This window comes from Pseudomonas sp. Z5-35 (genome assembly GCF_051131945.1).
Classification (GTDB): Bacteria; Pseudomonadota; Gammaproteobacteria; order Pseudomonadales; family Pseudomonadaceae; genus Aquipseudomonas; species Aquipseudomonas marvdashtae.
Window position 1 is genome coordinate 4593462 of record NZ_CP071640.1, and the last position, 26675, is coordinate 4620136.

The 26675-nt window shown below is 60.3% G+C and carries 25 protein-coding genes and 2 tRNA genes; 16 read left to right on the plus strand and 11 right to left on the minus strand.

Annotated elements, in window-relative coordinates; translation table 11 throughout:
* Positions 1 to 119: 119 nt before the first annotated feature.
* From J3P95_RS21090 to J3P95_RS21110, 5 genes are all read left to right on the plus strand, one after another.
* Complete coding sequence (locus tag J3P95_RS21090; protein ID WP_434558616.1) at positions 120 to 1082, plus strand: YbgA family protein; 963 nt, start codon at positions 120 to 122, stop codon at positions 1080 to 1082.
* Positions 1082 to 2020, plus strand: a complete 939-nt coding sequence (locus tag J3P95_RS21095; RefSeq protein WP_434579803.1) for a MerR family transcriptional regulator — start codon at positions 1082 to 1084, stop codon at positions 2018 to 2020. The genes J3P95_RS21090 and J3P95_RS21095 overlap by 1 nt, the downstream gene beginning before the upstream one ends.
* Before the next feature lie 8 nt (positions 2021 to 2028).
* Positions 2029 to 3459, plus strand: a complete 1431-nt coding sequence (phrB, locus tag J3P95_RS21100; RefSeq protein ID WP_434579801.1) for a deoxyribodipyrimidine photo-lyase — start codon at positions 2029 to 2031, stop codon at positions 3457 to 3459.
* Between the two features lie 148 nt (positions 3460 to 3607).
* The gene (locus tag J3P95_RS21105; RefSeq protein WP_434558619.1) at positions 3608 to 4363 is read left to right on the plus strand and encodes an SDR family NAD(P)-dependent oxidoreductase; all 756 of its coding nucleotides are present in this window, start codon (positions 3608 to 3610) and stop codon (positions 4361 to 4363) included.
* A gap of 28 nt (positions 4364 to 4391) precedes the next feature.
* Positions 4392 to 4697 carry a YkgJ family cysteine cluster protein gene (locus J3P95_RS21110; protein WP_186634544.1) on the plus strand — a complete coding sequence of 102 codons (306 nt, stop codon included), beginning with the start codon at positions 4392 to 4394 and terminating at the stop codon, positions 4695 to 4697.
* A 46-nt stretch (positions 4698 to 4743) separates the two neighbouring features.
* On the opposite strand, the gene J3P95_RS21115 is transcribed toward J3P95_RS21110, so the two are convergent.
* The 6 genes from J3P95_RS21115 to hemA all read right to left on the minus strand — a co-directional run bounded on the left by J3P95_RS21115 (position 4744) and on the right by hemA (position 10124).
* Positions 4744 to 5262, minus strand: coding sequence for an acyloxyacyl hydrolase (locus tag J3P95_RS21115; protein ID WP_434558620.1), 519 nt, complete (start codon positions 5260 to 5262; stop codon positions 4744 to 4746).
* Between the two features lie 115 nt (positions 5263 to 5377).
* Positions 5378 to 6169, minus strand: coding sequence for a glutamate racemase (murI, locus tag J3P95_RS21120; protein WP_434558621.1), 792 nt, complete (start codon positions 6167 to 6169; stop codon positions 5378 to 5380).
* The gene (locus J3P95_RS21125; RefSeq protein WP_434558622.1) at positions 6162 to 6917 is read right to left on the minus strand and encodes a molybdopterin-synthase adenylyltransferase MoeB; all 756 of its coding nucleotides are present in this window, start codon (positions 6915 to 6917) and stop codon (positions 6162 to 6164) included. The genes murI and J3P95_RS21125 overlap by 8 nt, the downstream gene beginning before the upstream one ends.
* Positions 6911 to 7741 carry a peptide chain release factor N(5)-glutamine methyltransferase gene (gene prmC / locus J3P95_RS21130; RefSeq protein ID WP_434579797.1) on the minus strand — a complete coding sequence of 277 codons (831 nt, stop codon included), beginning with the start codon at positions 7739 to 7741 and terminating at the stop codon, positions 6911 to 6913. Before prmC ends, J3P95_RS21125 begins: the two co-directional genes overlap by 7 nt.
* 14 nt (positions 7742 to 7755) lie before the next feature.
* Positions 7756 to 8838 carry a peptide chain release factor 1 gene (prfA, locus tag J3P95_RS21135; RefSeq protein WP_186612423.1) on the minus strand — a complete coding sequence of 361 codons (1083 nt, stop codon included), beginning with the start codon at positions 8836 to 8838 and terminating at the stop codon, positions 7756 to 7758.
* Positions 8835 to 10124 (minus strand): glutamyl-tRNA reductase, encoded by a 1290-nt coding sequence (gene hemA / locus J3P95_RS21140; RefSeq protein ID WP_186634526.1) that lies wholly within the window; start codon positions 10122 to 10124, stop codon positions 8835 to 8837. Before hemA ends, prfA begins: the two co-directional genes overlap by 4 nt.
* A 181-nt stretch (positions 10125 to 10305) precedes the next feature.
* Between hemA and J3P95_RS21145 the strand changes: the two genes are divergently transcribed.
* From J3P95_RS21145 to ychF, 8 genes are all read left to right on the plus strand, one after another.
* Positions 10306 to 12030, plus strand: coding sequence for a tetratricopeptide repeat protein (locus J3P95_RS21145; protein ID WP_434579794.1), 1725 nt, complete (start codon positions 10306 to 10308; stop codon positions 12028 to 12030).
* A 4-nt stretch (positions 12031 to 12034) separates the two neighbouring features.
* The gene (lolB, locus tag J3P95_RS21150) at positions 12035 to 12652 is read left to right on the plus strand and encodes a lipoprotein insertase outer membrane protein LolB (protein WP_434558626.1); all 618 of its coding nucleotides are present in this window, start codon (positions 12035 to 12037) and stop codon (positions 12650 to 12652) included.
* Between the two features lies 1 nt (position 12653).
* Positions 12654 to 13505, plus strand: coding sequence for a 4-(cytidine 5'-diphospho)-2-C-methyl-D-erythritol kinase (ispE, locus tag J3P95_RS21155; protein WP_434579792.1), 852 nt, complete (start codon positions 12654 to 12656; stop codon positions 13503 to 13505).
* Between the two features lie 37 nt (positions 13506 to 13542).
* A tRNA-Gln gene (locus tag J3P95_RS21160) sits at positions 13543 to 13617 on the plus strand.
* Positions 13618 to 13664: 47 nt separating this feature from the next.
* Complete coding sequence (locus tag J3P95_RS21165) at positions 13665 to 14606, plus strand: ribose-phosphate pyrophosphokinase (protein ID WP_003171603.1); 942 nt, start codon at positions 13665 to 13667, stop codon at positions 14604 to 14606.
* 140 nt (positions 14607 to 14746) lie between these two features.
* Positions 14747 to 15352 carry a 50S ribosomal protein L25/general stress protein Ctc gene (locus J3P95_RS21170; protein ID WP_434558628.1) on the plus strand — a complete coding sequence of 202 codons (606 nt, stop codon included), beginning with the start codon at positions 14747 to 14749 and terminating at the stop codon, positions 15350 to 15352.
* Positions 15353 to 15519: 167 nt separating this feature from the next.
* Positions 15520 to 16104 carry an aminoacyl-tRNA hydrolase gene (gene pth / locus J3P95_RS21175; protein ID WP_003185374.1) on the plus strand — a complete coding sequence of 195 codons (585 nt, stop codon included), beginning with the start codon at positions 15520 to 15522 and terminating at the stop codon, positions 16102 to 16104.
* Between the two features lie 21 nt (positions 16105 to 16125).
* Positions 16126 to 17226: a redox-regulated ATPase YchF gene (gene ychF, locus J3P95_RS21180; RefSeq protein WP_434558629.1), complete on the plus strand. Its 1101-nt coding sequence runs from the start codon at positions 16126 to 16128 to the stop codon at positions 17224 to 17226.
* A gap of 49 nt (positions 17227 to 17275) precedes the next feature.
* Here the strand turns inward: ychF and J3P95_RS21185 are convergent, their stop codons facing one another.
* Together J3P95_RS21185 and J3P95_RS21190 are read right to left on the minus strand one after the other, a co-directional pair.
* Entirely contained in the window at positions 17276 to 19345 is a 2070-nt protein-coding gene (locus J3P95_RS21185) for a calcium-binding protein (RefSeq protein WP_434579789.1), read from the minus strand.
* A gap of 169 nt (positions 19346 to 19514) precedes the next feature.
* Entirely contained in the window at positions 19515 to 20732 is a 1218-nt protein-coding gene (locus J3P95_RS21190; RefSeq protein WP_434558631.1) for an MFS transporter, read from the minus strand.
* A gap of 332 nt (positions 20733 to 21064) precedes the next feature.
* Between J3P95_RS21190 and J3P95_RS21195 the strand changes: the two genes are divergently transcribed.
* From J3P95_RS21195 to ggt, 3 genes are all read left to right on the plus strand, one after another.
* A complete protein-coding gene (locus J3P95_RS21195; protein ID WP_434579787.1) occupies positions 21065 to 23122 on the plus strand; it encodes a methyl-accepting chemotaxis protein in 2058 nt (685 codons plus the stop codon).
* A 103-nt stretch (positions 23123 to 23225) separates the two neighbouring features.
* Positions 23226 to 23302, plus strand: a tRNA-Met gene (locus tag J3P95_RS21200).
* 189 nt (positions 23303 to 23491) lie between these two features.
* The gene (gene ggt / locus J3P95_RS21205; protein ID WP_434626102.1) at positions 23492 to 25345 is read left to right on the plus strand and encodes a gamma-glutamyltransferase; all 1854 of its coding nucleotides are present in this window, start codon (positions 23492 to 23494) and stop codon (positions 25343 to 25345) included.
* Here ggt and J3P95_RS21210 read toward each other — a convergent pair.
* The 3 genes from J3P95_RS21210 to J3P95_RS21220 form a co-directional block, all read right to left on the minus strand.
* Positions 25327 to 25560 (minus strand): helix-turn-helix domain-containing protein, encoded by a 234-nt coding sequence (locus tag J3P95_RS21210; RefSeq protein WP_434579783.1) that lies wholly within the window; start codon positions 25558 to 25560, stop codon positions 25327 to 25329. The genes ggt and J3P95_RS21210 overlap by 19 nt on opposite strands.
* A 7-nt stretch (positions 25561 to 25567) precedes the next feature.
* On the minus strand, positions 25568 to 26122 hold the full coding sequence (locus J3P95_RS21215; RefSeq protein ID WP_434579781.1) for a DUF2975 domain-containing protein: 555 nt from the start codon (positions 26120 to 26122) through the stop codon (positions 25568 to 25570).
* Between the two features lie 89 nt (positions 26123 to 26211).
* Positions 26212 to 26643 (minus strand): methyl-accepting chemotaxis protein, encoded by a 432-nt coding sequence (locus J3P95_RS21220; protein ID WP_434626703.1) that lies wholly within the window; start codon positions 26641 to 26643, stop codon positions 26212 to 26214.
* Between the last annotated feature and the right edge of the window lie 32 nt (positions 26644 to 26675).

Here is a 26675-nt window from a genome sequence, read left to right on the forward strand (position 1 = left end):
AACGCATCCACCGCGCCTCACTACGTATTTCCCGGTTGACATGCACGCATTCGGACCTATGATGAAAATATTGTACATAAATTAGAACATGTACAAGATTTACTCATCAGAGGTAGCCCATGCCCAGCGAAACGATCGCCAAACCCAGAATCGCCGTCAGCGCCTGCTTGATGGGGGCAGAAGTTCGCTTCAATGGCGGGCACAAGCAATCGCTGTTGTGCAGCCGCACGCTCATCGAATACTTCGATTTCGTCCCGGTGTGCCCTGAAGTTGCCATTGGCCTGGGCATCCCTCGCGAGCCGATCCGGCTGGTGGGCGACCCTGAACACCCCAACGCTCTGGGAACAGTGAATCGCGACCTCGACGTGACGCGGCCGTTGGCCGAGTACGGACAGCAAATGGCCGGCGAGCTGGACGATGTATGCGGTTATATCTTCATGCAGAAATCCCCTTCTTGCGGGCTGGAACGGGTCAAGGTCTATGGTCACAACGGCGCTCCCCAGGACGGTGGCGGGCGCGGTATTTATGCCCAGGCCTTTTGCGAGCGCCATCCTGACCTGCCGGTGGAGGAAGACGGCCGCCTCAACGATCCGGTCCTGAGGGAAAACTTCCTGACGCGGGTATTCGCCTATGCCGCCTGGCAATCACTTCGCCAACGCGGCCTCACCCGACGCGACCTGACGCAATTCCACTCGCGCTACAAATACTTGCTGATGGCGCACAACCCGGTTCAGTACAAGGCCCTTGGCTACCTGTTGGGCAACATGGGCAAGACCGACCCCAACGAGTTGGGCCCACGTTATTTCAGCGCACTGATGGCGGCCCTGAAGAAATGCGCCACCCGTCGCACCCATGCCAATGTCCTTCAGCACCTGAGCGGCTACCTCAAGCGCGTCATCAATGCGCAGGACAAGCAGGAGGTCCAAGAGCTCATTGGTCAGTATCGGCTCGGCATCGTGCCATTGGTGGTACCGCTGACCTTACTCAAGCACCACTTGCGCCGACATCCCGACGCCTATCTCGCGCAGCAGGTCTACCTTCAACCCCACCCGGAAAACCTCAGCTTGCGAAACGCCATTTGATGAACAGCAAACCCGACTCCAGCGCCAGCGAAGACCTCGGCGCCGACTTTGCCAAGGCGCTGGCGCAGGGCTGGCTTCCCATACGGGAAGTCGCCCGGCAAACCGGCGTCAACGCCGTCACGCTGCGGGCGTGGGAGCGCCGTTATGGCTTGGTCGTGCCGCACCGCACGCCCAAGGGCCACCGGTTGTTCAGCCCCGAGCACGTGCAACGCATCCAGAGCATCCTCACCTGGATCAATCGTGGCGTGGCGGTGAGTAAGATCAAGCCGTTGCTCGACACACCACAGCCGCCCGGCGAACCCTTGGAAGACGATTGGCAGCGCCAGCGCCATGCGCTTGTGTTGGCGGTAAGCCAACTGGCCGAGCGCCAGATCGATGACCTGGTCAACCAGGCCATGGCCCTGTACCCGCCGTGGACCGTATGCGAGCAGCTGCTGTTGCCTTTGCTGGTCGAATTGCAAATGCGTTGGCAGGGCCAGTTCGGCGCGCAAATGGAGCAGGTATTCTTTTATACCTGGTTGCGCAGCAAATTCGGCAGCCGGATCTACCACAACAACCGCCAGCTGCATGGGGCGCCGTTGCTGCTGGTCAATCACTCGCAATCGCAGGAGCCTCACTTGTGGCTCATCGCCTGGCTCGCCAGCAGTGCCGATTGTCCGGTGGAAATATTCGATGGGCCTCTGCCTGCGGGCGAGTTGGCCTTGGCCGCCGAGCGTATGAAGCCTCGCGCCGTGCTGTTGTATTCCAGCAACGCCATGAACCTTTCCCAACTGCCCAAGCTGCTGAGCGCCATAGACTGCCCAATCGTCATTGCCGGCCCGGCGGTATCGATCCATCACGCAAAGTTATCCACAGGCGTCTCGATGATGAACGTCAGTTGGGCCGAAGACCCGCTCGCAGCTCACCGCGAACTGAGCCGCAGAGCACTTCTCCAATGAGCAAGCCAATGCAACTGATCTGGCTGCGCAGCGATTTGCGCCTGCACGACAATACCGCCCTGGCAGCTGCTGCGGCCCGCGGCTCATGTGTCGCGGTGTATTTGCCCAGCCCCGGGCAATGGCGTGCCCACGATGACGCGCCGTGCAAAATCGACTTCTGGCTGCGCAACCTCGCATCGTTGAACACGGCCCTGGGCCTGTTGAACATACCGCTGCTGATCCGTCATGCGTCGCATTGGAACCACGCGCCGCAGGTACTGGCCACCCTGTGTCAGGAGTTGAACATCAGCGCCGTGCACGTCAACGAAGAGTATGGCCTGAACGAAACCCGACGCGATGCCGAAGTGGCTCGGGCACTGAATGATCAAGGCGTTGAGTTTCATAGCCATCTCGACCAACTGCTGTTCAAGCCCGGCAGCGTTCTGACCAAGTCTGGCAGCTACTTCCAGGTGTTCAGCCAGTTCCGCAAGGTCTGTTACAGCCGCCTGCATTTCTCTGTGCCTGGTCTCGTCCCTGCACCCACGACGCAGGCGCCCGTCCCGATTGCCAGTGACCCGGTGCCGACCCGGGTCGAAGGGTTCGCCCCGCCCAGCGAAGCACTGCGCGCGCTCTGGCCCGCCGGTGAAGCTGAAGCCCGCCGGCGTCTTGACACTTTTGCCGAACAGCATCTGGACTATTACCAAAGTGAGCGGGATTTCCCGGCCAGGCCAGGCACGAGCCAGCTTTCGGCTTATCTGGTGGCTGGAGTCATTTCCCCCCGCCAATGCCTGCACGCCGCGCTGCGAGCCAATCAGGGCGAGTTCGAAAGCGGTAGCGCCGGGGCGGTGACATGGATCAACGAATTGCTCTGGCGCGAATTCTATAAACACGTATTGGTGGGATATCCACGCGTCTCACGACACCGCGCCTTCCGCCCGGAGACCGAAGCGCTGGCCTGGCGCAACGCCCCCGATGAACTGGCGGCTTGGCAACAGGCGCGCACCGGCCTGCCGATCATTGATGCGGCCATGCGCCAGCTGCTCGAAACCGGCTGGATGCATAACCGTCTGCGAATGGTAGTTGCCATGTTCCTGACCAAGAACTTGCTGATCGACTGGCGCGAGGGCGAGCGTTTTTTCATGCAACACCTGATCGATGGCGACCTGGCCGCCAACAATGGCGGATGGCAGTGGAGCGCCTCCACCGGGACGGACTCGGCGCCTTGGTTTCGCATCTTCAATCCGTTGAGCCAATCGGAAAAATTCGATCGAGAAGGATTATTCATCAGACGCTGGTTACCGCAATTGAACGATCTGGATACGCAGCGGGTCCACAATCCCAATGCCCAGCAAGAATTGTTTGGGGTAACGGATTACCCGGCGCCGATCGTCAAACTGCCTCAGTCTCGGGCACGAGCATTGGAGGCCTTCAAGCGACTTGCGCCACGTCAGCAAGGATGAAACCGAACGAATGGGCGCTTACCGAACATGAAATTGCTGAAGATTGGGTGCAAATCCACGATGGCCCGATATAGTCCTATTAGTATCAGGGTCTTTACCATGCAGGCGGCGTGCTAGAGCGCTGTCGCAATTGGAATGGGGGAAGAAAATGGGGCGGAGGTATTGGCTGACCGGTGCAGGAAACGGCTTGGGCGAATCGCTGGCCGAGGCGCTGCTTGAAACCGGCGCCAGGTTGGCCATCAGTGCGCTCCAATCCTACCAAGCCCTTTCCCAGCGTTATCCAGGACAGGTGCTGGCGGTGCCCGGCAATCTGACCGACAGCCAGACTGTCCGGGAAGTCTGCCAGCAGATTACCCAGCAGTGGGGCGCGTTGGACACCGTCATCATCAATGCCGGTACCGCTGAATATGTTGCTGAACAGTTGGTTGACCACACGGTTATCGAACACATCGTGCGCAGCAACGTGTTGGCGACCAGCCTGTGCATCGACGCGGCCTTGCCGTTGCTGCGCGCCGGAACAACGCCCCATCTGGTGGGCATTACCAGCCCGCTCACTCATTTACCTCCGTCGCACATCGAGGCCGGTGGCAACGGGATACGCTATCTGTTCGAGACGGCTCGCGCCGACCTGGCGGGTGACGGTATCGATGTGACATTGGTGCACCCCGCCTTCGACATCCCGTCGCCAAATCTCGATGATTGTTTCGTCGCCCCGGTTCATTGGTCAGCCGAAACAGCAGCGAACCACATATTGACGCGACTGGGCGACCATCCTCAAGAACTGGCCTTCCCAGCCGCCGCCATGACGAATCTCTGGCCACTGCCTTCATCGACCGAGGCAGGCCAGACAGGCACCGCTTCAGGCAGGGCGAGAAACGGGTCCCCGATCAAGGGCCAACCTTGAGCCGTCCGGTTGCCTTACACTGCGCACCATGAAAACCATTCCCCTTGTTGAGCTTCCCGCGCCGGTCGTTACCTGTTCGACATGCGCAGCCTGCTGCTGCCAGCTTGAAGTGCTGCTGATCACCGATACTGGCGTTCCGGAGCGTTTTATCGATACCGACGATTGGGGTGGGGAAGTCATGCTGAGGCTTGACGATGGCTGGTGCGCGGCTCTGGATCGCGACAGCATGATGTGCACGATCTACGAAAAGCGCCCGCTGATCTGCCGGGAGTTCGAAATGGGTGCGCCGGAATGCATCGAAGAGCGCTTGGGGATTGCGACGGCGTATCGCTAGGTGTCCATAGTGGGAGCGAGACTGCTCGCTCCCACTATTTCGAGTGTTACAGCGGCATCGTGTAGTGCAGCGCGTAGCTTTCCACACCGTCATTGGTCGACTTGATGCCGGCGTTGGAGTAGTGAGTGGCGCGGATGCCAACTTCATGTCCACCGTTGAAGCGCAGGCCAAAACCGATTCGGTCCTCGAACTGGAACGCCGTGCCGAGTTTGTTGGATTCCACCTCGGTGTTTTCAAACAACGCAACACCCACACCCGCCTCGATGTAGGGTTTGACGTTCTGGCCAGCGAACTCATACACAAGGACAGGCGAGAACGACAAACTGTGATTGCTGGAGGTCTCATCACCCTCCCAGTAAGTGTAGGCCCCGCTCCAATACCCCGTCAGGCGACCGACATCGCTCTGCAGCCAGCTTTTGTCCCAGTCGAACTGCATGCCCAGGCGATAGGTCATGGTCGAGTCGCCGGTCTGGCCAACTCCAAACTCCACGCCCGCTGCCTGTGCAGTGTAAGTGTGCCCCAGCAATGCAGCCGCAATCGCGGCAAAGCAGAATAAGCGCTTCATTAGAAACATCCTTTTCCGACAGACTTAGTTAGTTTTTTCTTACAAACAGACACAGCTATAGAAATCCGCGATAAACCAGAAGTTCAGCACGATTTACACAATTTTCACGATTTCTTTACAGACCGAAGCTTCGCACAATGTCAGACGAATTCCATAGCATCGGTAGGATTTTTCTTAAATGTATCGGATCAGCGCTGGTCCAGAACTGGGTTTCGCTGGCGGGCCCGTCTGCCGATAGCGCTCGTTCAGCCAAGAGCCGCTGAAGTTGACGAGCCACTGCGGCGCCGGTATCGATCAGAATGACAGACTCGGGAACCATCTGTCTGAGCAGCGGCTTGAGAAAGGGATAGTGCGTACAGCCCAGGATCAATGTGTCGCAGCCGGCCGCCAACAGCGGCGTGACGTAGCCTAGCAGCAGTTGGTGCAAGGCCGGACTGTGCAAGTCGCCCGCCTCGATCAGTTCCACCAGCCCCGGGCAGGGCTGCGTGATCACGCGCACGTCCGAGGCGAACCGGTCCAGTAGCGCGGCGAATTTGGCGCTCTGCAAGGTGCCTGTCGTCGCCAGCACACCGACGATGCCGCTTCGCGTGGCGGCGGCAGCCGGCTTGACCGCCGGCTCCATGCCGACGATGGGCCAGTTGGGATAATCGCGCCGCAGCTCAGCCACCCCGGCGACGGTTGCGGTGTTGCACGCCACTACAAGCGCCTTGGCCCCCTCACGCCGAAGAAAATCGGCAATGATCGTGCATCGCTGTCGGATAAATTCCGGGCTTTTTTCCCCGTAGGGAATATGCCCGCAGTCGGCAACGTACAGCAGGGACTCATTGGGCAGCAGCCGACGGATTTCTCCCAGCACCGACAGCCCGCCGACGCCCGAATCGAACACACCGACCGGCGCTTCACTCATGTCGGCTACCGCAGACACTGCAACCCGGATCGCGCTTGACTCGCAATTCCCGGAAGCGCGTGCCCAGCGCATCGATCAGCAGCAAGCGCCCCACCAGCGGCTCGCCGAACCCCGCCAACAGTTTCAAGGCTTCGAGCGCCTGCAGGCTGCCCACCAGCCCCACCAGCGGGCCAAGCACACCGGCTTCGCTGCAGGTCAGTTCGGCTTCGCTGCCGTGCCCATAGAGGCAGTGATAACAAGGACTTTCGGGACGACGCGGGTCGAATACCGACAGCTGCCCCTCCAGACGAATCGCCGCGCCGCTGACCAGTGGCTTGCCTGCGGCGACACAGGCTGCGTTCACCGCTTCGCGGGTGGAGAAATTGTCAGAACAGTCCAGCACCACATCCACTGCCGACACTGCACTTTCCAGGGAATCTTCATCCATTGCCGCCGGATGCGGAACCAGTCGAACCTCAGGATTGATGGCCGTCAGGCGTCGCAGCGCCGAATCGACCTTGGTCAGGCCGACGCTATCGGTGTCATGGATGATCTGCCGTTGGAGATTGGTCAGGTCGACCGTGTCGAAATCCGCCAGGTGCAACTCGCCGACGCCTGCGGCGGCCAGGTACAACGCGACCGGCGCGCCCAGGCCACCCAGGCCGATGATCAGTACGCGGCCCTGCTTGAGGCGCAGTTGCCCGTCGATGTCGATGTGCTGCAACAGGATCTGGCGACTGTAGCGCAGCAGCTCTTGATCATTCAGCACGGCAGGCGTCCCAGGCTGATGCGCTCGTGATTGCCCAGGTCCTTGCGGCTATGGACTTCGACAAATCCCTGGTCCTGCAGCAGCCCACGCACCGCGTCGGCTTGATCGTAACCGTGCTCGAGCATCAACCAGCCATCCGCTACGAGATGCTGGGGGGCCTGGGCAATGATTGAGCGCAAGTCGTCAAGGCCGTCCGGCCCCGCCACCAGCGCACTGGCCGGCTCGAAACGCACGTCGCCTTTGGCCAGGTGCGGATCGCTGGCGGCGATGTACGGCGGATTGCTGATGATCAGTTCGAAACGTTCGCCGTCCAGTGCACTGAACCAGTGACTGCTCAGTACCGTGACATTGCGCAGGCCCAGGCGCTGGCGATTGCGTTCGGCCAGGGCCACGGCTTCCAGCACGCGATCAACCGCCGTGACCTGCCAGGTCGGGCGCTCGCTGGCCAGTGCCAGGGCAATCGCGCCGCTGCCGGTGCCCAGGTCCAGGACCCGGGCTGGTGTCGCAGGCAACAAGGCCAACGCGGTTTCCACCAGCAGTTCAGTGTCGGGACGCGGGATCAGCGTATGGGGCGCCACTTCCAGGTCGAGCTTCCAGAAGCCCTGTTGCCCGAGGATGTAGGCCACCGGCTCGCCGGAACGACGGCGGCGCAAGTATTCGGAAAACAGCAGCGCCGCCTCGCTCGGCACGATTCGCTCGGGCCAGGTGTGCAGGAAGCTGCGGGACTTGCCCAGCGCAGCGGCCAGCAGCAACTCGGCGTCCAGGCGTGACGTGGGCGAGTCCGGTAATTCGGCGGCGCGTAGCAAACTGGCGATGATGGTCATTTATTCACCTGTGCTTACTCGCCAATCGCGGCCAGTTGGTCGGCCTGGTATTCAGCGAGCAGAGGCTCGATGACGGCGTCGACACCACCGGCAAGAATTTCGTCGAGGGAGTACAGGGTCAGGTTGACGCGGTGGTCAGTGACCCGGCCCTGGGCAAAGTTGTAAGTGCGGATCCGCTCGGAGCGGTCGCCCGAGCCCACCAGCAGCTTGCGCTCGCTGGCGATGGCGTTGGCGGCGGCGCTGGTCTGCTGATCGTTGAGCTTGGCCGACAACCAGGCCATGGCTCGTGCGCGGTTCTTGTGCTGGGAACGTTCTTCCTGGCACTCGACCACGATGCCCGAGGGTAAGTGGGTGATGCGGATCGCCGAATCGGTCTTGTTGACGTGCTGGCCGCCCGCCCCGGAAGAACGGTAAGTATCGACGCGCAGGTCCGCCGGGTTGATCTCGATGGCTTCCTGTTCGTCCGGCTCGGGCAATACCGCCACGGTGCAGGCCGACGTATGGATGCGGCCCTGGGATTCGGTGGCCGGCACACGTTGCACGCGGTGGGCGCCGGACTCGAACTTCAGCTTGCCGTAGACGTTGTCGCCTTCGACCCGGGCGATAACTTCTTTATAGCCGCCATGTTCGCCTTCGTTCTCCGAGAGGATTTCCACCCGCCAGCCACGGCGTTCGGCGTAGCGCGAATACATGCGAAACAGGTCGCCGGAAAAAATCGCCGCCTCGTCGCCGCCGGTACCGGCGCGGATCTCGAGAAACACGTTACGCCCGTCGTTCGGATCCTTGGGAAGCAGCATGCGTTGCAGGTCGCTTTCCAGCTCGACCAACCGGTCCTTGGCTTCGCGCACTTCCTCGACCGCCATTTCACGCATGTCCGGGTCGCTGTCCTTGAGCAGCGCCTGGGCGCCCTCAAGGTCGCCTTGCACCTTCAACAACTGTTTATAGGTCGCGACAATCGGCTCGACCTCCGCGTACTCCTTGGAATAGGTGCGGAATTTGTTCTGGTCGGAAATGACTTCGCCATCGCCCAGCAAGGCGGTCAGTTCCTCGAAACGGTCCTGGAGAATGTCCAGCTTATTGAGCAGTGACGCTTTCATTGCGTTTTTTTATCCGAAAAGCTATCCGGTGAAGCTTCACCGAGAGCGAAAAGTTCCTGGGCCATGGCCAGCGCATCGAGGCGGCCTTCGGCGGTCAGCTTCTTGAGCTGGACACTGGGGGCGTGGAGCAATTTGTTGGTCAGGCCGCGCGCCAGTTGCACCAGCACTTCTTCGGCGCTGCCGCCATTGGCGAGCAGGCGCTGGGCTTTTTGCAATTCTTCGTCGCGCAGGCGTTCGCCTTGCTGACGATACGCCTTGAGCACGTCCACCGCCGCCAGTTCGCGCAGGCGCACCATGAAATCGTCGGCGCCGACGGTGATCATTTCCTCCGCCGCCTGCGCCGCGCCTTGCCGGCTCTTCAGGTTTTCGGCGACGACTTCATGCAAATCGTCGACGCTGTAGAGATAAACGTCGTCCAGTTCGCCAACTTCGGGCTCGATGTCACGGGGAACCGCAATGTCGACCATGAAGATCGGCTTGTGCTTGCGCAGCTTCAAGGCGCTTTCCACCGCGCCCTTGCCCAGGATCGGCAATTGGCTGGCGGTGGAACTGATGACGATGTCGCTGTGCACCAGCTCAGCCGGAATATCCGACAGCAGCACGGCGTGTGCACCGAACTGCTCGGCCAAGGTACTGGCGCGCTCCAAGGTACGGTTGGCGACAACGATGCGCTTCACGCCCAGCTCGTGCAGATGGCGGGCGACCAGGGTGATGGTCTCGCCGGCGCCAATCAGCAGCGCCTGGCTGCGTTGCAAGTCACTGAAAATCTGTTTCGCCAGGCTGACGGCGGCAAACGCCACAGACACCGGGTTTTCGCCGATAGCGGTGTCGGTGCGTACTTGCTTGGCGGCGTTGAAGGTGGCCTGGAACAGTCGCCCCAGCAGCGGACCGACGGTTCCGGCCTCGCGGGCCACGGCGTAGGCCGACTTCATCTGGCCGAGAATCTGCGGCTCGCCCAGCACCAACGAATCGAGCCCGGAGGCGACACGCATCATGTGACGAACGGCCGCATCGTCTTCGTGCACATAAGCACTGGCACGCAGCTCTTCGAGGCTCAAATCATGGTATTCAGCCAGCCAGCGCAACACTGACTCGGCCGAAACGTGATCCTGCTCTATATAAAGCTCGCTGCGATTGCAGGTGGAAAGGATCGCAGCTTCGCGACTGTCGGTGAGTCGGCAGAGTTGCTGCAGGGCCTCCACCAGTTGCTCAGGCGTAAAGGCCACGCGCTCGCGGACGTCTACTGAAGCAGTCTTGTGGTTGATACCAAGTGCAAGGAAGGCCATTCAAGGTCGCTGATGGTGACGTGAAGCCGGCAATTGTCCTACTTCGCCAGATTCAGAACAACCACCACCGGCTATTGTCACAATTACCTGTGCCTATAAAGCATCCGCCGAGACTCGGTTATGTTTGACCGATGGCTTGTGTCATGATGATCCGACCGCAGGTAAGTCGTCCTCTTCCTATATGAATAGATCTTTTGCGTTGCTCCTCGCTTTTGCCTTCCTCAGCGGCTGCCAGTCCATGGCCCCCGTATCGACGGAGGGTACGCCACCGGTCGAAGGCAGCACCCCGGCCCCCGAAAAGCCAAAGGTCTACGGCTCGTTCAGCGAAGAAACCATCTTCAGCCTGTTGAGCGCCGAGCTGGCAGGCCAACGCAATCGATTCGATATTGCGCTGGACAACTACGTCACCCAGGCGATCAACACCCAGGATCCGGGCATCTCCGAGCGGGCCTTTCGCATTGCCGAATACCTGGGCGCCGACCAGCCGGCGCTGGATACCGCGCTGATCTGGGCCAAGAACGCCCCGGACGATCTCGAAGCGCAACGCGCCGCCGCCGTGCAACTGGCGCGTGCCGGGCGTTATGACGATTCCATGATGTATATGGAAAAAGTCTTGCTGGGCAAGGGTGACACCCATTTCGACTTCCTTGCGTTGTCTGCGGCCGATACCGACCAGGAGACCCGCAACGGCCTCATGAAGAGTTTCGATCGCTTGCTGCAGCGCCATCCGAACAACGGCCAGCTGATTTTCGGCAAAGCGCTGCTGCTGCAACAGGACGGCGACACCCAGGGCGCCCTCACCCTGCTGGAAGACAATCCGCCGGAAGCAGGCGAAGTGGCCCCTATCCTGCTGCGCGCGCGCCTTCTGCAAGGCCTGAACCGTGGCGACGAAGCCCTCCCGCTGCTGGAAAAGAGCATCAAGAAATACCCGAATGACAAGCGCCTGCGCCTCACCTACGCGCGCATGCTGGTGGAAAACAACCGCATGGACGATGCCAAGGTCGAGTTTTCCAGCCTGGTGCAGCAGTACCCCGAAGATGACGACCTGCGCTATTCCCTGGCGCTGGTCTGCCTGGAAGCCAAGGCCTGGGAAGAAGCCAAGGGCTATCTGGAAGACCTGATCGCCCGGGAAAGCCATGTCGATTCGGCCCATTTGAACCTGGGTCGCATCGCCGAAGAACGCAACGATCCGGAGAGCGCACTGATCGAGTATGCGCTGGTCGGCCCAGGCAACGACTATTTGCCTGCACAATTGCGCCAGGCCGACATCCTGATAGGCAATGGCAAGACGGCCGAAGCCCAGAGTCGCCTGGCCGTCCAGCGCGACACGCAGCCAGACTATGGCATCCAGCTTTACCTGATCGAGGCCGAGACCCTGGCGGCCAACAACCAGGGCGACAAAGCCTGGAGCGTGCTGCAGCAGGCCTTGAAGCAATACCCGGACGATCTGAACCTGCTGTACACCCGTGCCATGCTGGCGGAAAAACGCAATGACCTGGGCCAGATGGAAAAGGATTTGCGCCTGATCATCCAGCGGGACCCCGACAACGCCATGGCCCTCAACGCGCTCGGCTACACGTTGTCGGATCGCACCACCCGCTACGCCGAAGCCAAGGTATTGATCGAACAGGCCCACCAGATCAATCCGGAAGACCCGGCTGTGCTCGATAGCCTCGGCTGGGTGAATTACCGCCTGGGCAATCTCGACGAAGCCGAGCGTCTGTTGCGCCAGGCCCTGGAGCGCTTCCCCGACCAGGAAGTCGCCGCTCACCTGGGTGAAGTCCTGTGGGCCAACGGCAAACAACGCGAAGCCCGGCAGATCTGGAGCAGATTCCTCAAGGAACAGCCCGACAGCCAGATCTTGCGCAGCACCATCAAACGCCTGACCGGATCAGAGACTCTTTAAGATTATGTTCTTGCGCCATTTCATTGTTTTCAGCTTCATCGCCCTGCTCGCCGGTTGCGCGGGCTTCGGCGCCCGTGAATCCGTCCAGGGCCAAGGCAACCAGGCCCAGTGGCGCGTACACAAAGAACAACTGAGCGGCCTCGACGGCTGGCAGATCGACGGCAAGATCGGCATCCGCGCGCCAAAAGACTCGGGCAGCGGCACTTTGTTCTGGCTGCAGCGCCAGGATTACTACGACATTCGCCTCTCCGGCCCGCTGGGTCGTGGCGCGGCACGCTTGACCGGCCGGCCCGGCCAGGTTTCGCTGGAAGTCGCCAACCAGGGCCGCTACGAGGCGCCCAGCCCGGAAGCGCTGCTGGAGGAACAGCTGGGCTGGAAACTGCCGGTTTCGCACCTGACCTGGTGGGTTCGCGGGCTTCCCGCACCGGACAGCAAAAGTCGCCTGACCCTCGACGCCGACAGCCGGCTGTCCAACCTGGAACAGGATGACTGGCAGATCGAGTACCTCAGCTATGCCCAGCAGAACGGCTATTGGTTGCCCGAGCGCATCAAGCTGCACGGCAGCAACCTCGACGTCACGCTGGTCATCAAGCAATGGCAGCCGCGCAAGCTGGGGCAGTGACATGAGTGCAACACGCCTGACGCTGCCGTCCCCGGCAAAGCTCAACCTCATGCTGCACATTCTCGGCCGCCGCCCGGACGGCTATCACGAGTTGCAGACGATTTTTCAGTTCCTGGACTACGGCGACGAGATCACCTATGCCGTGCGCGATGACGGCGTGATCCACTTGCACACCGAACTCGACGGTGTGCCCCATGACAGCAACCTGATCGTCAAGGCTGCGAGAAAACTCCAGGAGCAGTCCGGCTCCTCGCTGGGTGTCGACATCTGGATTGAAAAAATCCTGCCCATGGGCGGCGGCATCGGTGGCGGCAGCTCGAACGCGGCCACCACGCTGCTGGGGCTCAACCACTTGTGGCAGCTGGGCTGGGACATGGATCGCCTGGCAGCCCTGGGCCTGACGCTGGGGGCCGACGTGCCGGTTTTCGTCCATGGCCACGCGGCTTTTGCCGAGGGCGTCGGGGAAAAACTCACTCCGGTAGAACCCGAAGAACCTTGGTACTTAGTGCTGGTGCCGCAAGTATCTGTAAGTACAGCAGAAATTTTTTCAGATCCGCTGTTGACACGTAACTCTCCGCCCATTAAAGTGCGCCCCGTTCCCAAGGGAAACAGTCGAAATGACTGCTTACCGGTGGTAGCAAGGCGTTATCCAGATGTTCGTAACGCATTGAATTTGTTAGGTAAATTTACCGAAGCAAAACTCACCGGAACTGGAAGTTGTGTGTTTGGGGGCTTCCCAAGCAAAGCTGAAGCTGATAAAGTCTCGGCCCTTCTGACAGAGACCCTTACGGGGTTTGTAGCAAAAGGAAGCAACGTTTCGATGTTGCATCGCAAGCTGCAAAGCCTGCTCTAAAAGGAATCGAGTGCTGGGCACTCGCAGCAACAGATACAGGGGCGTCGCCAAGCGGTAAGGCAGCAGGTTTTGATCCTGCCATGCGTTGGTTCGAATCCAGCCGCCCCTGCCATTTTCCTATACTCATCCAGGTATACCCTCAGCCTTCAGGTACTGCGCGTGTCCAAGATGATGGTCTTTACGGGGAACGCCAACCCCGATCTGGCTCGGCGTGTAGTACGTCAGCTGCATATCCCTCTCGGTGACATTTCTGTCGGTAAGTTCTCCGACGGCGAAATCACTGCCGAGATCAATGAAAACGTTCGCGGTAAAGACGTCTTCATTATTCAGCCGACTTGCGCTCCGACCAACGATAACCTGATGGAACTCGTCGTGATGGCTGATGCCTTCCGCCGCTCCTCGGCTACTCGTATTACTGCTGTTATTCCTTACTTTGGTTATGCCCGCCAGGATCGCCGTCCGCGTTCCGCACGTGTGGCTATCAGCGCGAAAGTCGTGGCTGATATGCTGACCGTAGTCGGCATCGATCGTGTCCTCACGGTCGATCTGCATGCTGACCAGATCCAGGGCTTCTTCGATATTCCCGTGGATAACATCTACGGCTCCCCGGTACTGGTGGATGACATTGAAGATCAGCGCTTCGAAAACCTAATGATCGTGTCCCCGGATATCGGCGGCGTCGTGCGTGCACGGGCCGTTGCCAAATCCCTGGGTGTGGATCTGGGTATCATCGACAAACGCCGCGAGAAGGCCAATCACTCGGAAGTGATGCACATCATCGGCGACGTCGAAGGGCGTACCTGTATTCTGGTCGATGACATGGTCGATACCGCCGGCACCCTGTGCCACGCGGCCAAGGCCCTCAAAGAGCATGGCGCTGCCAAGGTCTTTGCCTACTGCACACACCCTGTGCTGTCGGGTCGAGCGATCGAAAATATTGAAAATTCCGTGCTGGACGAGCTGGTGGTGACCAACACCATCCCGCTGTCCGCTGCAGCACAAGCCTGTGCGCGTATCCGTCAACTGGATATCGCACCGGTAGTTGCCGAGGCGGTTCGCCGCATCAGCAACGAAGAATCGATCAGTGCGATGTTCCGTTAAGGGCCCTGCCCTTTCCAGGATATCTCGTTGACGAAAAGCGCCCCGCCCCAACACTCATGTTGGGGCGGGGCTTTTTTGCCCATACCGCTTTGGCGTCGGTCGCAGACGTCATTCGGAAATGGCTATTTTGGAGATACAACATGAACGATTTTACTCTGAATGCTGAAGTGCGTTCCGACCTGGGGAAAGGTGCGAGCCGCCGCCTGCGTCGTCTCGCAAGCCTGGTTCCAGCTGTAGTCTACGGTGGCGACAAAGCCCCTGAGTCCATCAGCATGCTGGCCAAAGAAGTTGCCAAACTGCTCGAAAACGAAGCGGCCTACAGCCACATCATCGAGCTGAACGTTGGTGGCACCAAGCAAAACGTCGTGATCAAGGCCCTGCAGCGTCACCCGGCCAAAGGCCACGTGATGCACGCCGACTTCGTCCGCGTTGTTGCCGGTCAGAAGCTGACTGCCATTGTTCCAGTGCACTTCCTCAATGAAGCTGCCCCGATCAAGAAAGGCGGCGAAATCTCGCACGTAACTTCCGAGCTGGAAGTTTCCTGCCTGCCGAAAGACCTGCCTGAATTCATCGAAGTCGACCTGGCTGACGCCGAAATCGGCACGATCATTCACCTGTCCGACCTCAAGGCTCCTAAAGGCGTTGAGTTTGTTGCCCTGGCGCACGGCGATGACAAGGCTGTTGCCAACGTCCACGCTCCACGTGTTGCTCCAGAAGCTACTGAAGAAGAAGGCGCTGCAGAGTAATTTCACTCTGTCGCCGGAGTGACCGGAAACATCGCGGACTGGAACGTAGCGAGACAGCGGGCGAGAACGCGAAGTTTACTTAACGGTAAGATCCGCACTTTTCGTCCACTGTCGCAACACCGTTTGAGCGCGACGTTGTTATCCACACTCCAGGAAGGGCCCCTATCGTGACTGCCATCAAACTGATCGTTGGCTTGGGAAATCCAGGCGCTGAATACGAACAGACCCGGCATAACGCAGGGGCCCTTTTTGTTGAGCGCATCGCGCACGCACAAGGCGTCAGCCTGGCCGCCGATCGCAAATATTTCGGCCTGACCGGGCGCTTTTCGCATCAGGGTCAGGATGTTCGTCTATTGATCCCCACCACCTACATGAACCGCAGCGGCCAGGCCGTGGCGGCATTGGCCGGTTTCTTTCGCATCAAGCCTGAAGAAATCCTGGTGGCCCACGACGAACTCGATCTGCCTCCGGGCGTTGCCAAGCTCAAGCAGGGCGGCGGCCATGGCGGTCACAACGGGTTGCGCGACATCATCGCGCAGCTGGGTAATCAGAATACCTTTCACCGCCTGCGGCTCGGCATCGGCCACCCGGGCGTTGCCAGTATGGTTTCAAATTTTGTCCTGGGTCGTGCGCCTCGCGCCGAACAGGAAAAACTCGATGCCAGCATCGACTTTGCCCTCGGCGTGCTGCCGGATATCCTCGCCGGTGAATGGAACCGCGCGATGAAAAACCTGCACAGCCAGAAGGCCTGACTCTTACCGAGGGGAAATACCATGGGATTCAATTGCGGCATCGTCGGCCTGCCTAACGTCGGCAAGTCCACCCTTTTCAACGCCCTGACCAAATCCGGGATCGCGGCCGAGAACTTCCCCTTCTGCACCATCGAGCCGAACACCGGTATCGTCCCGATGCCTGACCCACGCCTGGCGGCATTGGCGGCGATCGTCAACCCCAAGCGCATCCTGCCGACTACCATGGAATTCGTCGACATCGCCGGCCTGGTGGCTGGCGCCTCGAAGGGTGAAGGCCTGGGTAACAAATTCCTGGCCAACATCCGTGAAACCGATGCCATCGCTCACGTGGTGCGCTGCTTCGAAGACGAGAATGTGATTCACGTTTCCAACAGCGTCGACCCGAAACGCGACATCGAGATCATCGATCTGGAACTGATCTTCGCCGACCTCGACAGCTGTGAAAAACAACTGCAGAAAGTCGCCCGCAACGCGAAGGGTGGCGACAAGGATGCAGTCGTTCAGAAGGGCCTGCTGGAGCAGTTGATCGCCCACTTCACCGAAGGCAAGCCTGCGCGCAGCCTGATGAAGAAGATGAGCACCGACGAAAAGTTGGTGATCAAGGGCTTCCACCTGCTGACCACCAAACCGGTCATGTACATCGCTAACGTCGCTGAAGATGGTTTCGAGAACAACCCGCACCTGGACGTGGTCAAGGCCATTGCCGAAGAAGAAGGCGCCTTGGTTGTTCCCGTCTGCAACAAGATCGAAGCGGAAATCGCCGAGCTGGACGACGGTGAAGAGAAGGACATGTTCCTCGAGGCCCTGGGCCTGGAAGAGCCTGGCCTGAACCGCGTGATCCGCGCCGGCTACGAAATGCTGCACCTGCAGACCTACTTCACCGCTGGTGTCGAAGAAGTCCGTGCCTGGACCGTACGCGTCGGCGCCACCGCCCCGCAGGCTGCTGGCGTGATCCACACCGATTTCGAGAAAGGTTTCATCCGCGCCGAGGTCATCGCCTACGACGACTTCATTCAGTACAAGGGCGAAGCCGGAACCAAGGAAGCGGGTAAGTGGCGTCTGGAAGGCAAGGAATACATCGTCAAGGATGGCGACGTGATGCACTTCCGCTTCAACGTCTGAGATGAAAAAACACCGCGTGGCAGCGACTCTGCCACGCGGTGTTTTTCTGTCAGCCTAACAAATGCCACTGGTCGACTTCTGGCGCTACCCCAACCAGCCCTAACTCGGCATCCGGCGCGGGCGCAAAGACCAGGTTTTCTTCGCCAAGGCTTTCCCGCCAGTCCCCAGCAAGCGCAATCTGGAACCAGTGCCCCTGTGCGTCGACCTGCGCATCCTTCAGATAAGTGCGGTCCAGTTCCTCGTTGTAAGCCATCTTCAGCGTGCTGTCCGTACCGTCGCCAAAGCCGGTATAACCCAAAGCCGATACATCAATCCGGTCGTCAACCGTAAAGCCTTCGATCAGGTCGGCAAAGCTCTGGCTGTCGGTGCGGTAGCTGTCCTCGGTAGAGAGATAGCGGAACACGTCGGCGTTTTCACGGTTATCTGTCCACAACGAAATGTCGGCCCTGTCCCCGCCGTTGAGACGATCTGCGCCCGCACCGCCTATGATGACGTCAGCCCCAGCGCCACCGTTGATGCGGTCATTGCCGTCCAGTCCATGGATGATTTCCGACAAGGCAGAACCGGTGATCCTATCGTTGGCAGACGTCCCTTCGACAGTGGGTGCCGTGAACACCAGGTGGGTGCTGTCCAACTGCCCCACCAGGTTACCGTCCAAGGCCAGTTCAAACCGTTGCCCAGAGGCATCCGCGTCGTAGTTCTTGAGGTAGGTGCGAGTACCGTCTGCGCTCGCCATGATAGCCAAGGTACCGTCATGGCCGTCGCCGATCCCGGTGAAGCCCAGGCCAATCAGGTCGATACGGTCCTGCGAGACGTCGAAGTCCCGGACCCGGTCGCTGTTGTTCAGCGCAGCCGTGCGGAAACTGTCGCCCAGTTCGCTGAAGCGAAAGATGTCCGCGCCATCGCCACCTTGCAGAACGTCGCGCCCGCCGTTGCCTTGGAGCACATCGTCACCGGCCAGGCCGCGGATGATTTCGGCGGCATCGGTACCCTGCAGGATTTCCTCACCGACGTATCCATCTACATGGAGCTTGCCATCCTGGCTGCCGAAACTGCTGTCCAGACTGCCATCGGCGTTCAAGCGGATGACACTGAAATCCCCGTTGTTTGCGCCGGCGGCCAGGATCCTGCCATCTGCCTGTACCGTCAAAGCCACCGGCGTGTCGGCCTCGAAGGTTACCCTGCCATCGTTGCCGAAATGGGTGTCGAAGGATCCGTCAGCGTTAAGCCGCGCGATGGTCGCCAAGGTATCGCCTTGACCATGGCCCATGACAATGATCTTGCCGTCAGCCTGCACGGTGACCGTCGAGTCTTCACCAAAACCCATCGCAGCGCTCAAGTGCAGGACACCGTTGTCACCGAAACGGGTATCCAACTGACCGTCGGGGTTGAAGCGCTGCAAGGCGAACGACGGCTCGCCCACACCGGCGGCATTGTAGGCGGCCCCGACCACGACACCTCCATCTGCCTGGACCGCAGTAGAGATTGCTCCGTTGAAATACGGGTCTTCGGCAATGTTGACGGTCAGCACGCCCTCGTTGCCAAAGCCGTTGACGTAGGTCCCGTCATTGTTGAGCCTGGTGACTGAAGCCTGGTCAAACCCGCGCGCGCTGACCTGGAAGGTGCCATCGTTATTGGCCGTCAGGTCGATGTCCTTGAAGTCATGGCTGATGGCGACCGTCACGGCGCCGTTTTGACCAAAGGCCGCATCGCGTGTCCCGTCGCTGTTGAAGCGCTCCACCTGGATGCCGGTGTTCAGCGCGACCGCGACAAGCACCTTGCCATCGGCCTGCACCGCCGTCAGCTCGTAGCGGGACGCCGGGGCTATCGTGGCAGGCACGATGTCAATGCCGCCGTCATGGAAGCTGGTGTCCAGGCTACCATCGGCGTTCAGGCGGATAACGGAATGGTTTTGTTCGTAGCCGTAGCTTTCCTCGCCTGGCGCTCCGGGGTATCCCCACGCCAGGTACTCGGTATAGCCGCCAACCAATATCTTGCCGTCCGGCTGGATAATGATGCTCTGGTTATCATCGGACTGGCCGGTGAGGTCGACCTGGACAGTGCCGGGGCCAGTTCTAACGGTATGGGTACTTGCCATCGTGCTATCGCTGGTTGCCATGGGTTAATCCTTTAACGGGTGTTGAATCCGTCACTCTAGTAGAGCAGTAAGGATTTGCACGCCGTCCCGTCGTTGGCAAAGCAGAGTTCGACCGATGGTTGTTGAGCCGCGTTGATTCGCGGCTTCTCTATGGGTGCTTCCACAGTCCGACTGCGACAATTAGGCCGTCTCAGGCCTTTTTCGTCCGGGGCAGGAATATCGCCAACGCCCCGAGCAACGGCAGGAACGAGCACAACCAATACACATATTCGATGCCATGGATGTCTGCCAGATGCCCTAGCAGCGCGGCACCAATCCCGCCAAAACCGAACATCAGCCCGAAGAACACGCCGGCGATCATCCCGACGTTGCCCGGTACCAACTCCTGGGCGTACACCACGATGGCAGAGAAGGCCGAGGCCAGGATAAAGCCGATTACCACGCTGAGGATGCTGGTCCACAGCAGGTCAACGTGAGGCAGGATCAGGGTGAATGGCGCCACGCCGAGGATCGAGAACCAGATCACCGCCTTGCGACCGATCTTGTCGCCGATCGGACCGCCGAAGAACGTCCCCGCTGCTACCGCGCCGAGAAACAGGAATAGGTGCAACTGCGAAGAGGCCACTGATAGGTCGAACTTCTCGATCAGGTAGAAGGTGAAGTAGCTGGTAAAGCTGGCCATGTAGAAATACTTGGAAAACACCAACAGCCCAAGCACCACCAGCGCACAGGTCACGCGCCCCTTGGATAACCCGTGAGTCGCCGCCTGGCCTTGCTTGAGCTTGAACAGGTTCAGGTGATTGGCGTACCAGCGGCTGATGCGGTACAGCACGAACAACGCAAACACCGCGAACAGCCCAAACCAGGCCACATTGCCCTGCCCGTAAGGAATGATGATCGCCGCGGCCAACAACGGACCGAAGGCGGAGCCGGCGTTCCCGCCTACCTGGAACGTCGATTGCGCCAAGCCATAGCGACCGCCAGAGGCCAGTCGGGCCACGCGTGACGCCTCGGGGTGGAAGGTTGACGAGCCGATGCCGATCAACGCCGCCGCCACCAGGATCAAGGCAAAACTACCGACCATGGACATCATCACAATGCCGATCAATGTGCACACCGTTCCCGCCGGCAAAAGCCAAGGCTTGGGATGCCGATCGGTGTGATAACCCACCCAAGGCTGAAGCAGGGACGCGGTGAGCTGGAAGGTCAGCGTAATCAGGCCGACCTGGGTGAATGTCAGGCCGTAGCTCTCTTTTAGCATCGGGTAGATCGAAGGCAATACGGCCTGGATCAGGTCGTTGATCAGGTGCGCCAATGCCACCGCACCAATGATGCGCATGACCAGCGGGCTGCTTTGAGGCGTGGCGGCTACCGACGTCGTGTCGGCCTGGGTGTTGCTGATAGCCATGGGAAGTTTCCATACGGCAGATGAGTGCACACGGGCAGGTCCATCAATGTGCCATTTTTCAGTGCGACAAGGCTATCCCCTTAGCTTGCTATCGACCTATAAAAATAGTCGCCGAACAAGGTGATAGCGCAACGCCATGGTCTGAATCTTGCCTGGCTAATGCTCTACGACGCGGCCCCTTACAAAGGGGACCGAGAATGGGAAGTTTCGCTACAGAGCAGGCCTACAGAGCCGGCCTGGACAAGCTTTCGAGGCCTTTTAAAAGGGCACCTGCTTCAGCACTGTGTAAAAACGCACAAAAACAGTGCAGAGGTGTTCAGGGGAGTATGGGCATGCAGGCTTTTTTATCACCGGGAATCCGGCTGCTGGGGCATTTTGGTTTCGCCCGCAAATTCCAATTGTTGTTCCTGTTGTTCATCCTGCCCCTCATGGGCAGCCTGTGGCTCATCGGCCAGGACTACCGCGACAAGCTCAACCTGATTTCCGGCGAGCGCGCCGGGGTCCGTCAGTTGTTGGCCCTGGATAACCTGGACAACCTGCTCGCCGCCCAGCGCAATCGCGCGGCTCGCTGGCGGGCCACGGAAACCAATCGACAACCGACGCCCGCGACGCTTGCCGCCATGGCCGCGTTCGATGCCGTGCAGCCGGCGCTCAACCAGGCCGCCGACGGCCTGGGCGCGACCCTTCAGGCCGAAGGCGCCGAAGCCGCCACCCTCGCCCGCTACCAAACCTTGCAGACCAGTCTCAAGGGCCTGGACTCCAAGAGCCTGGGGACCGTGGGGTGGTGGCCGGATGGCTACGATCGCTTCACCTCGGCACTCGGCGCGCTGCAAGCCCTGCGCGAGCAGATCGTCATGGACAATCGCCTGACCCTTGCCTCCTGGCTGGAAACCTACCTGCTGACCCAGATCTCGACCCAGCAGACACCTGAGCTGATCGAACGGGTCGGGCGCCTGGCCAGCGTTGGCCAGGCCTCGGTAGTCTCGGGCCAATTCACCCTGCAGAGTCGCCTGCAATTGCGCGACTTGCGCAGCCGCATGGGCGACGCTCGGGATCAGTTGGTCAAGACCGGCGCATTGCTGGAAACACGCTTGCCCAGCGAATTGCAAACCTGGGCCGGCCAGTTCCAAGGCAGCGTCAAGCGTCTGGACGCGGGTTTGAAGGTCCTCGATGACGGGGTTTTCGGCGGCTCCATCAATCTCAAGCCGGAAGACTTCGAGAAGCAGATGGACAGCCTTCTTCTGGATCTAGCCACCCTGCGCCAACAATCGTTGGTGGCGCTGGATTCTCGGCTTGACCATTATCACGGCTCGGCGATTCGCCAATTCACCCTGGTGGCCACCGTGCTGGGTTGCCTGCTGCTGGCGGCGCTTTACCTGTTCATCTGCCTGCAAGCATCCATCCGGCGCAGCGCCAGCGGCATCACGCTGCTGGCCGAAGCCTTGCGCGATGGCAACCTGAGCCTGCAAGTGCCGGTACAAGGCCGTGACGAGCTGGCGGCGATCAGCACCGCCCTCAATGTCGCCGTGGTGCAGTTGCGCAACAGCCTGCTGGGCGTGGACCACGAAACGCTGCAACTGAGCAACGCCGTGCGCACCCTCAATACTCATTCCAGCGGTGCCCTGGGGGAAGTCGAGGCGCAACAGATACAGATCAGCCAGATCGCCGCCGCTGCGACGCAGTTGGCCGCGACCTCCCAAGGCGTCGCCAGGAGTTGCGAGCAAGCCTCCGACAGCGCGCAGCAGACCCGCCGCATCGCCGCCGACAGCAGCCGTGACAGCCAGCGCACCACGGCGAGTATCCAGCAGCTCAATCAACGACTCAACGAAACCGCCGCCGCGCTGGGCCGGGTCAGCGAACAGGGCCAGCAGATCCAATTGGTGGTAGACACCATTCGTGGCGTGGCCGAGCAGACCAACCTGCTGGCGCTCAACGCCGCCATCGAGGCTGCTCGCGCCGGGGAACAGGGCCGCGGATTCGCCGTAGTGGCTGATGAAGTGCGCAGCCTGTCGCAACGCACCCAGACCTCCACCCAGCAGATCGCCGGTACCGTCGACAGCTTGCGCGCCACGGTCAACGAAGCCGTAAGCCTGATGGAAGCCGCCTGCGGCCAGGCCCAGACCGATGCCCAAGCCGTCACCGGCCTTGGCGAACGGCTGGGCGAAATTGCCAGCGCCGTGCAAAGTGTTACCGATACCCTGGCGCAAATCGCCACGGCCGTAGACGAACAGGCCAGCACCGCCGACGAGGTCAGCGGCAATATCCAGCAGGTAGACCAAGCGGCCATGCGCCTGCTCGAAGGCGCCCGCGCCGTGAACCTGGCGGCCGACACCTTGAGCCAAGGCAGCCAGGCCTTGAGCGCGAACACAGGGAGATTTCAACTCGGTTGACGGGTATTTGCAGCGGGGACGGATAAGCAGTTGAAAGTGCAGAGAAATATTTTAGGTTTGCGCTTGACACATCTCCGCTACCAGCGAATAATGCGCGCCACTTGGCTACATAGCTCAGTTGGTTAGAGCATAGCATTCATAATGCTGGGGTCCGGGGTTCAAGTCCCTGTGTAGCCACCAAGTACTAAAAACGGCTTATCGAAAGATAGGCCGTTTTTTTATGCCTGGAGAAAAACACCTGCCCCGTCAGGATTTGTTTGCCCTCCTGCAATGAGGGATAAGGCAACACCGGGCTTTGTTCCGTCTCGTGTTGATTTGCGCCATACGCCTCGCATCGCTACAGTCGATCTCTATATCCCAAGCCCACGGATGGAGCGACACGTGCTAACAGATCTGAAACCAAACCTTCATCGCCTGTCTGCCGTCTCGTTGCTGGCTATCGCGTTAACGCTTGGCGCCTGCAAGGCCCCGCCCTCCTCGACCGCCACACCGGCATTGCCCGCCCCGCCGGAAATCACCTCCGGCTACCGCACCGATTTGCAAACCCGTTACGCCGACAAGCACATGGCGGCCGCGGCCAACCCACTGGCGGCCGAGGCGGGGCGGGAGATGTTGCGGCGCGGCGGCTCGGCCATCGATGCGGCAATTGCGATGCAAGCGGTGCTGACCCTGGTGGAGCCGCAATCGTCGGGCATTGGCGGCGGTGCGTTCATTGTGCTGTGGGATGGCAAGGCCGTGCGCACCTACGACGGCCGCGAAACGGCACCGGCCGGCGCCACCGAAAGACTTTTCCTGCAGGCCGACGGCAAACCCATGCCGTTTACCGCCGCGCAGATCGGCGGTCGTTCAGTCGGTACACCCGGGGTATTGCGCGGACTGGAACTGGCCCATCGCAAACATGGCCGTCTCGAATGGGCGAGGCTGTTCGAGCCGGCCATCGCGCTGGCGGAACAGGGCTTCGCGATCTCTCCAAGACTGTACGCCTTGATCGCTTCCGACCCGTCGTTACCGGGCTCGCCCGACATGGCAGCCTACTTTCTCAATGCCGATGGCAGCCCGAAGGCAGTTGGCACCGTCCTGAAAAACCCGGCATTGGCAGGCGTGCTCAAGCGCATCGCCAACGAAGGTCCCGATGTTTTGTACAAAGGGCCGGTTGCCGAGGAGATCGTCGCCAAGGTGCAGGGACATGCCAACCCCGGCAGCCTGTCGCTAAAAGACCTTCAGGACTACACCGCACGGGAGCGGCCCGCGTTGTGCACCGACTACAAGCGCTGGCAAATCTGCGGCATGCCACCACCGTCTTCGGGAGGGGTTGCCGTGGCACAGATCCTCGGGACGTTGCAGGCCCTGGAACAGCGCGACAGCAACGCGGCCCTCGCCCCCTTGAAACCCCTCAAGACCGTTAAACCCGCCGGCATTGAACCCTCCCCCGAAGCAGTGCACCTGATCGCCGAAGCCGAGCGCCTGGCCTACGCCGACCGCGCCCAATACATCGCCGACCCGAATTTTGTAGCCGTGCCACTCCAAGGACTGGTCGATCGAGGTTACCTTGCCAGCCGAGCTAGCCTGATCGGCCCTCGTAGCATGGGTGTCGCCAAGCCCGGCACACCACCGGGCATCCAGGTAGCCTACGCCCCGGACCGTTCACCCCTGCGTATTTCCACCTCACAAGTGGTGGCGGTAGATGACCAGGGTGGTGCGGTGACCATGACCACGACGGTGGAATCGGCGTTCGGCTCGCACTTGATGGTCCAGGGTTTCATGCTCAACAACCAAATGACCGATTTCTCGTTCATTCCGGAAGAGAATGGGCAAAAAGTCGCCAACCGCGTCGAACCTGGCAAACGCCCACGCTCGTCCATGGCGCCGACGCTGATTTTCGATCATCAGGGCAGACTGCTGGCTGCTGTCGGCTCCCCCGGCGGCTCGCAAATCATCGAATACGTCGCCAAGTCAGTCATTGGTCTGCTGGATTGGGACCTGGACCCGCAAACCGCCATCAACCTCCCCAATTTCGGCAGCCGCAATGGTCCCACTGAACTGGAAAAGGGGCAGTTCAGCCCGGCGCTGGTCCAGGCGTTGAAAGACAAGGGCCACGCCGTGAGCGAGATCGACATGAACAGCGGCACCCAGGCCATTGTCAGGGTACGTGACGCTCAGGGGAAAACCTCACTGGCCGGCGGTGCGGACCCAAGGCGCGAGGGTCAAGCACTGGGCGACTGATCGAACTCGTCCTGCGGTTGGTAGACCAGCAGATCCGCGGGCTGGCATTGCAGGTAGCTGCAAATGGCTTCAAGGGTTGCCAGGCGGATACCCTTGACCTTTCCTTGTTTCAACAAGGAAAGGTTGGCTTCGGTAATGCCGATTGCAACTGCAAGGTCCTTGGATTTGACCTTGCGCATGGCCAGCATCACATCGAGTTGGATAACAATGGGCATGAGGATCTCAAACGAACGTTCTGTTTTCTGAATCGACTTCACTGGCCTGGGACAAAATCCGGGCAATGATCGCAATACAGGCGGCAAGAAATAAAGCGACGAACGATGGTGCGGTAATACTGAAGCTAAGCAATCGCTGGCCGACCGGCGCATTGATCGTCACCAGCAGGCTGAGAAACGGCTCGCAGATGAAATCCAGCAGCACCCACACCGCCACAGCGCGCCCCGCATTCCCCAGATACACCGCTGCTGCGTTGGAAAAGTATTGCCCTTGGGCATAGTGCTTGAAGAGCCTGCGCAAGTTGGTGAGCCCGACCGCCAGGGCCAGCAAGGGAATGCTCGAGAGCAGTATCGCCCCCAGGCACTGCCAGCCCGTCAACTGCACAAGCCCTTCGGGCAGGCTCGACAGCTGCCGCTCGGTCAGGGCAAATCCCAGGCCGTATCGCGAGGCCGCTTCAGGGTACAGCCAGGCCACGGCGTTGACGACCATCATCGCGACCATGAAAACCAGGGTTATGGCTGCCATCCGCTGACTGTACAGGGCTAGACGATTCGAATGCATGTGAGGCTCCAATAATGTAAGGGAGCCCAAAACATAGCGAACAAATTATCGCAGAACAATAATTAATATGTAAAAAACGATAATTATCTCTAAGTGGACAGCTGATTGGCGAACTGACTTTCAGCATCGACCACCTTCTTCGCCCCGTCCTGGATCTCGACGATCACCGTACCCGCCTCGGCGGCCAAGGCCAGGCCGTGCTCGGCCTGGTGCTGGCCGTCGCTCATCAACGCCACGGCGTTGCGGGCCATGTCCTGGTTCTGGCGGACCACGCCGACGATTTCATCGGTCGCCTGGCTGGTGCGCGATGCCAGTTGTCGCACCTCATCGGCCACCACCGCAAAGCCCCGGCCTTGCTCGCCGGCCCGGGCCGCTTCGATGGCTGCGTTGAGCGCCAGCAGGTTGGTCTGTTCGGCGATGCCACTGATGGTCTTGACGATGGTGCCGATCACCAGGGATTGCTCGTTCAGCGCCTCGATACCTTCGCCGGCGGTCTGCATGTGCCGGGCCAGGTCGCGCATCACATCCACCGCCTGGGTCACGACGGTCGTCC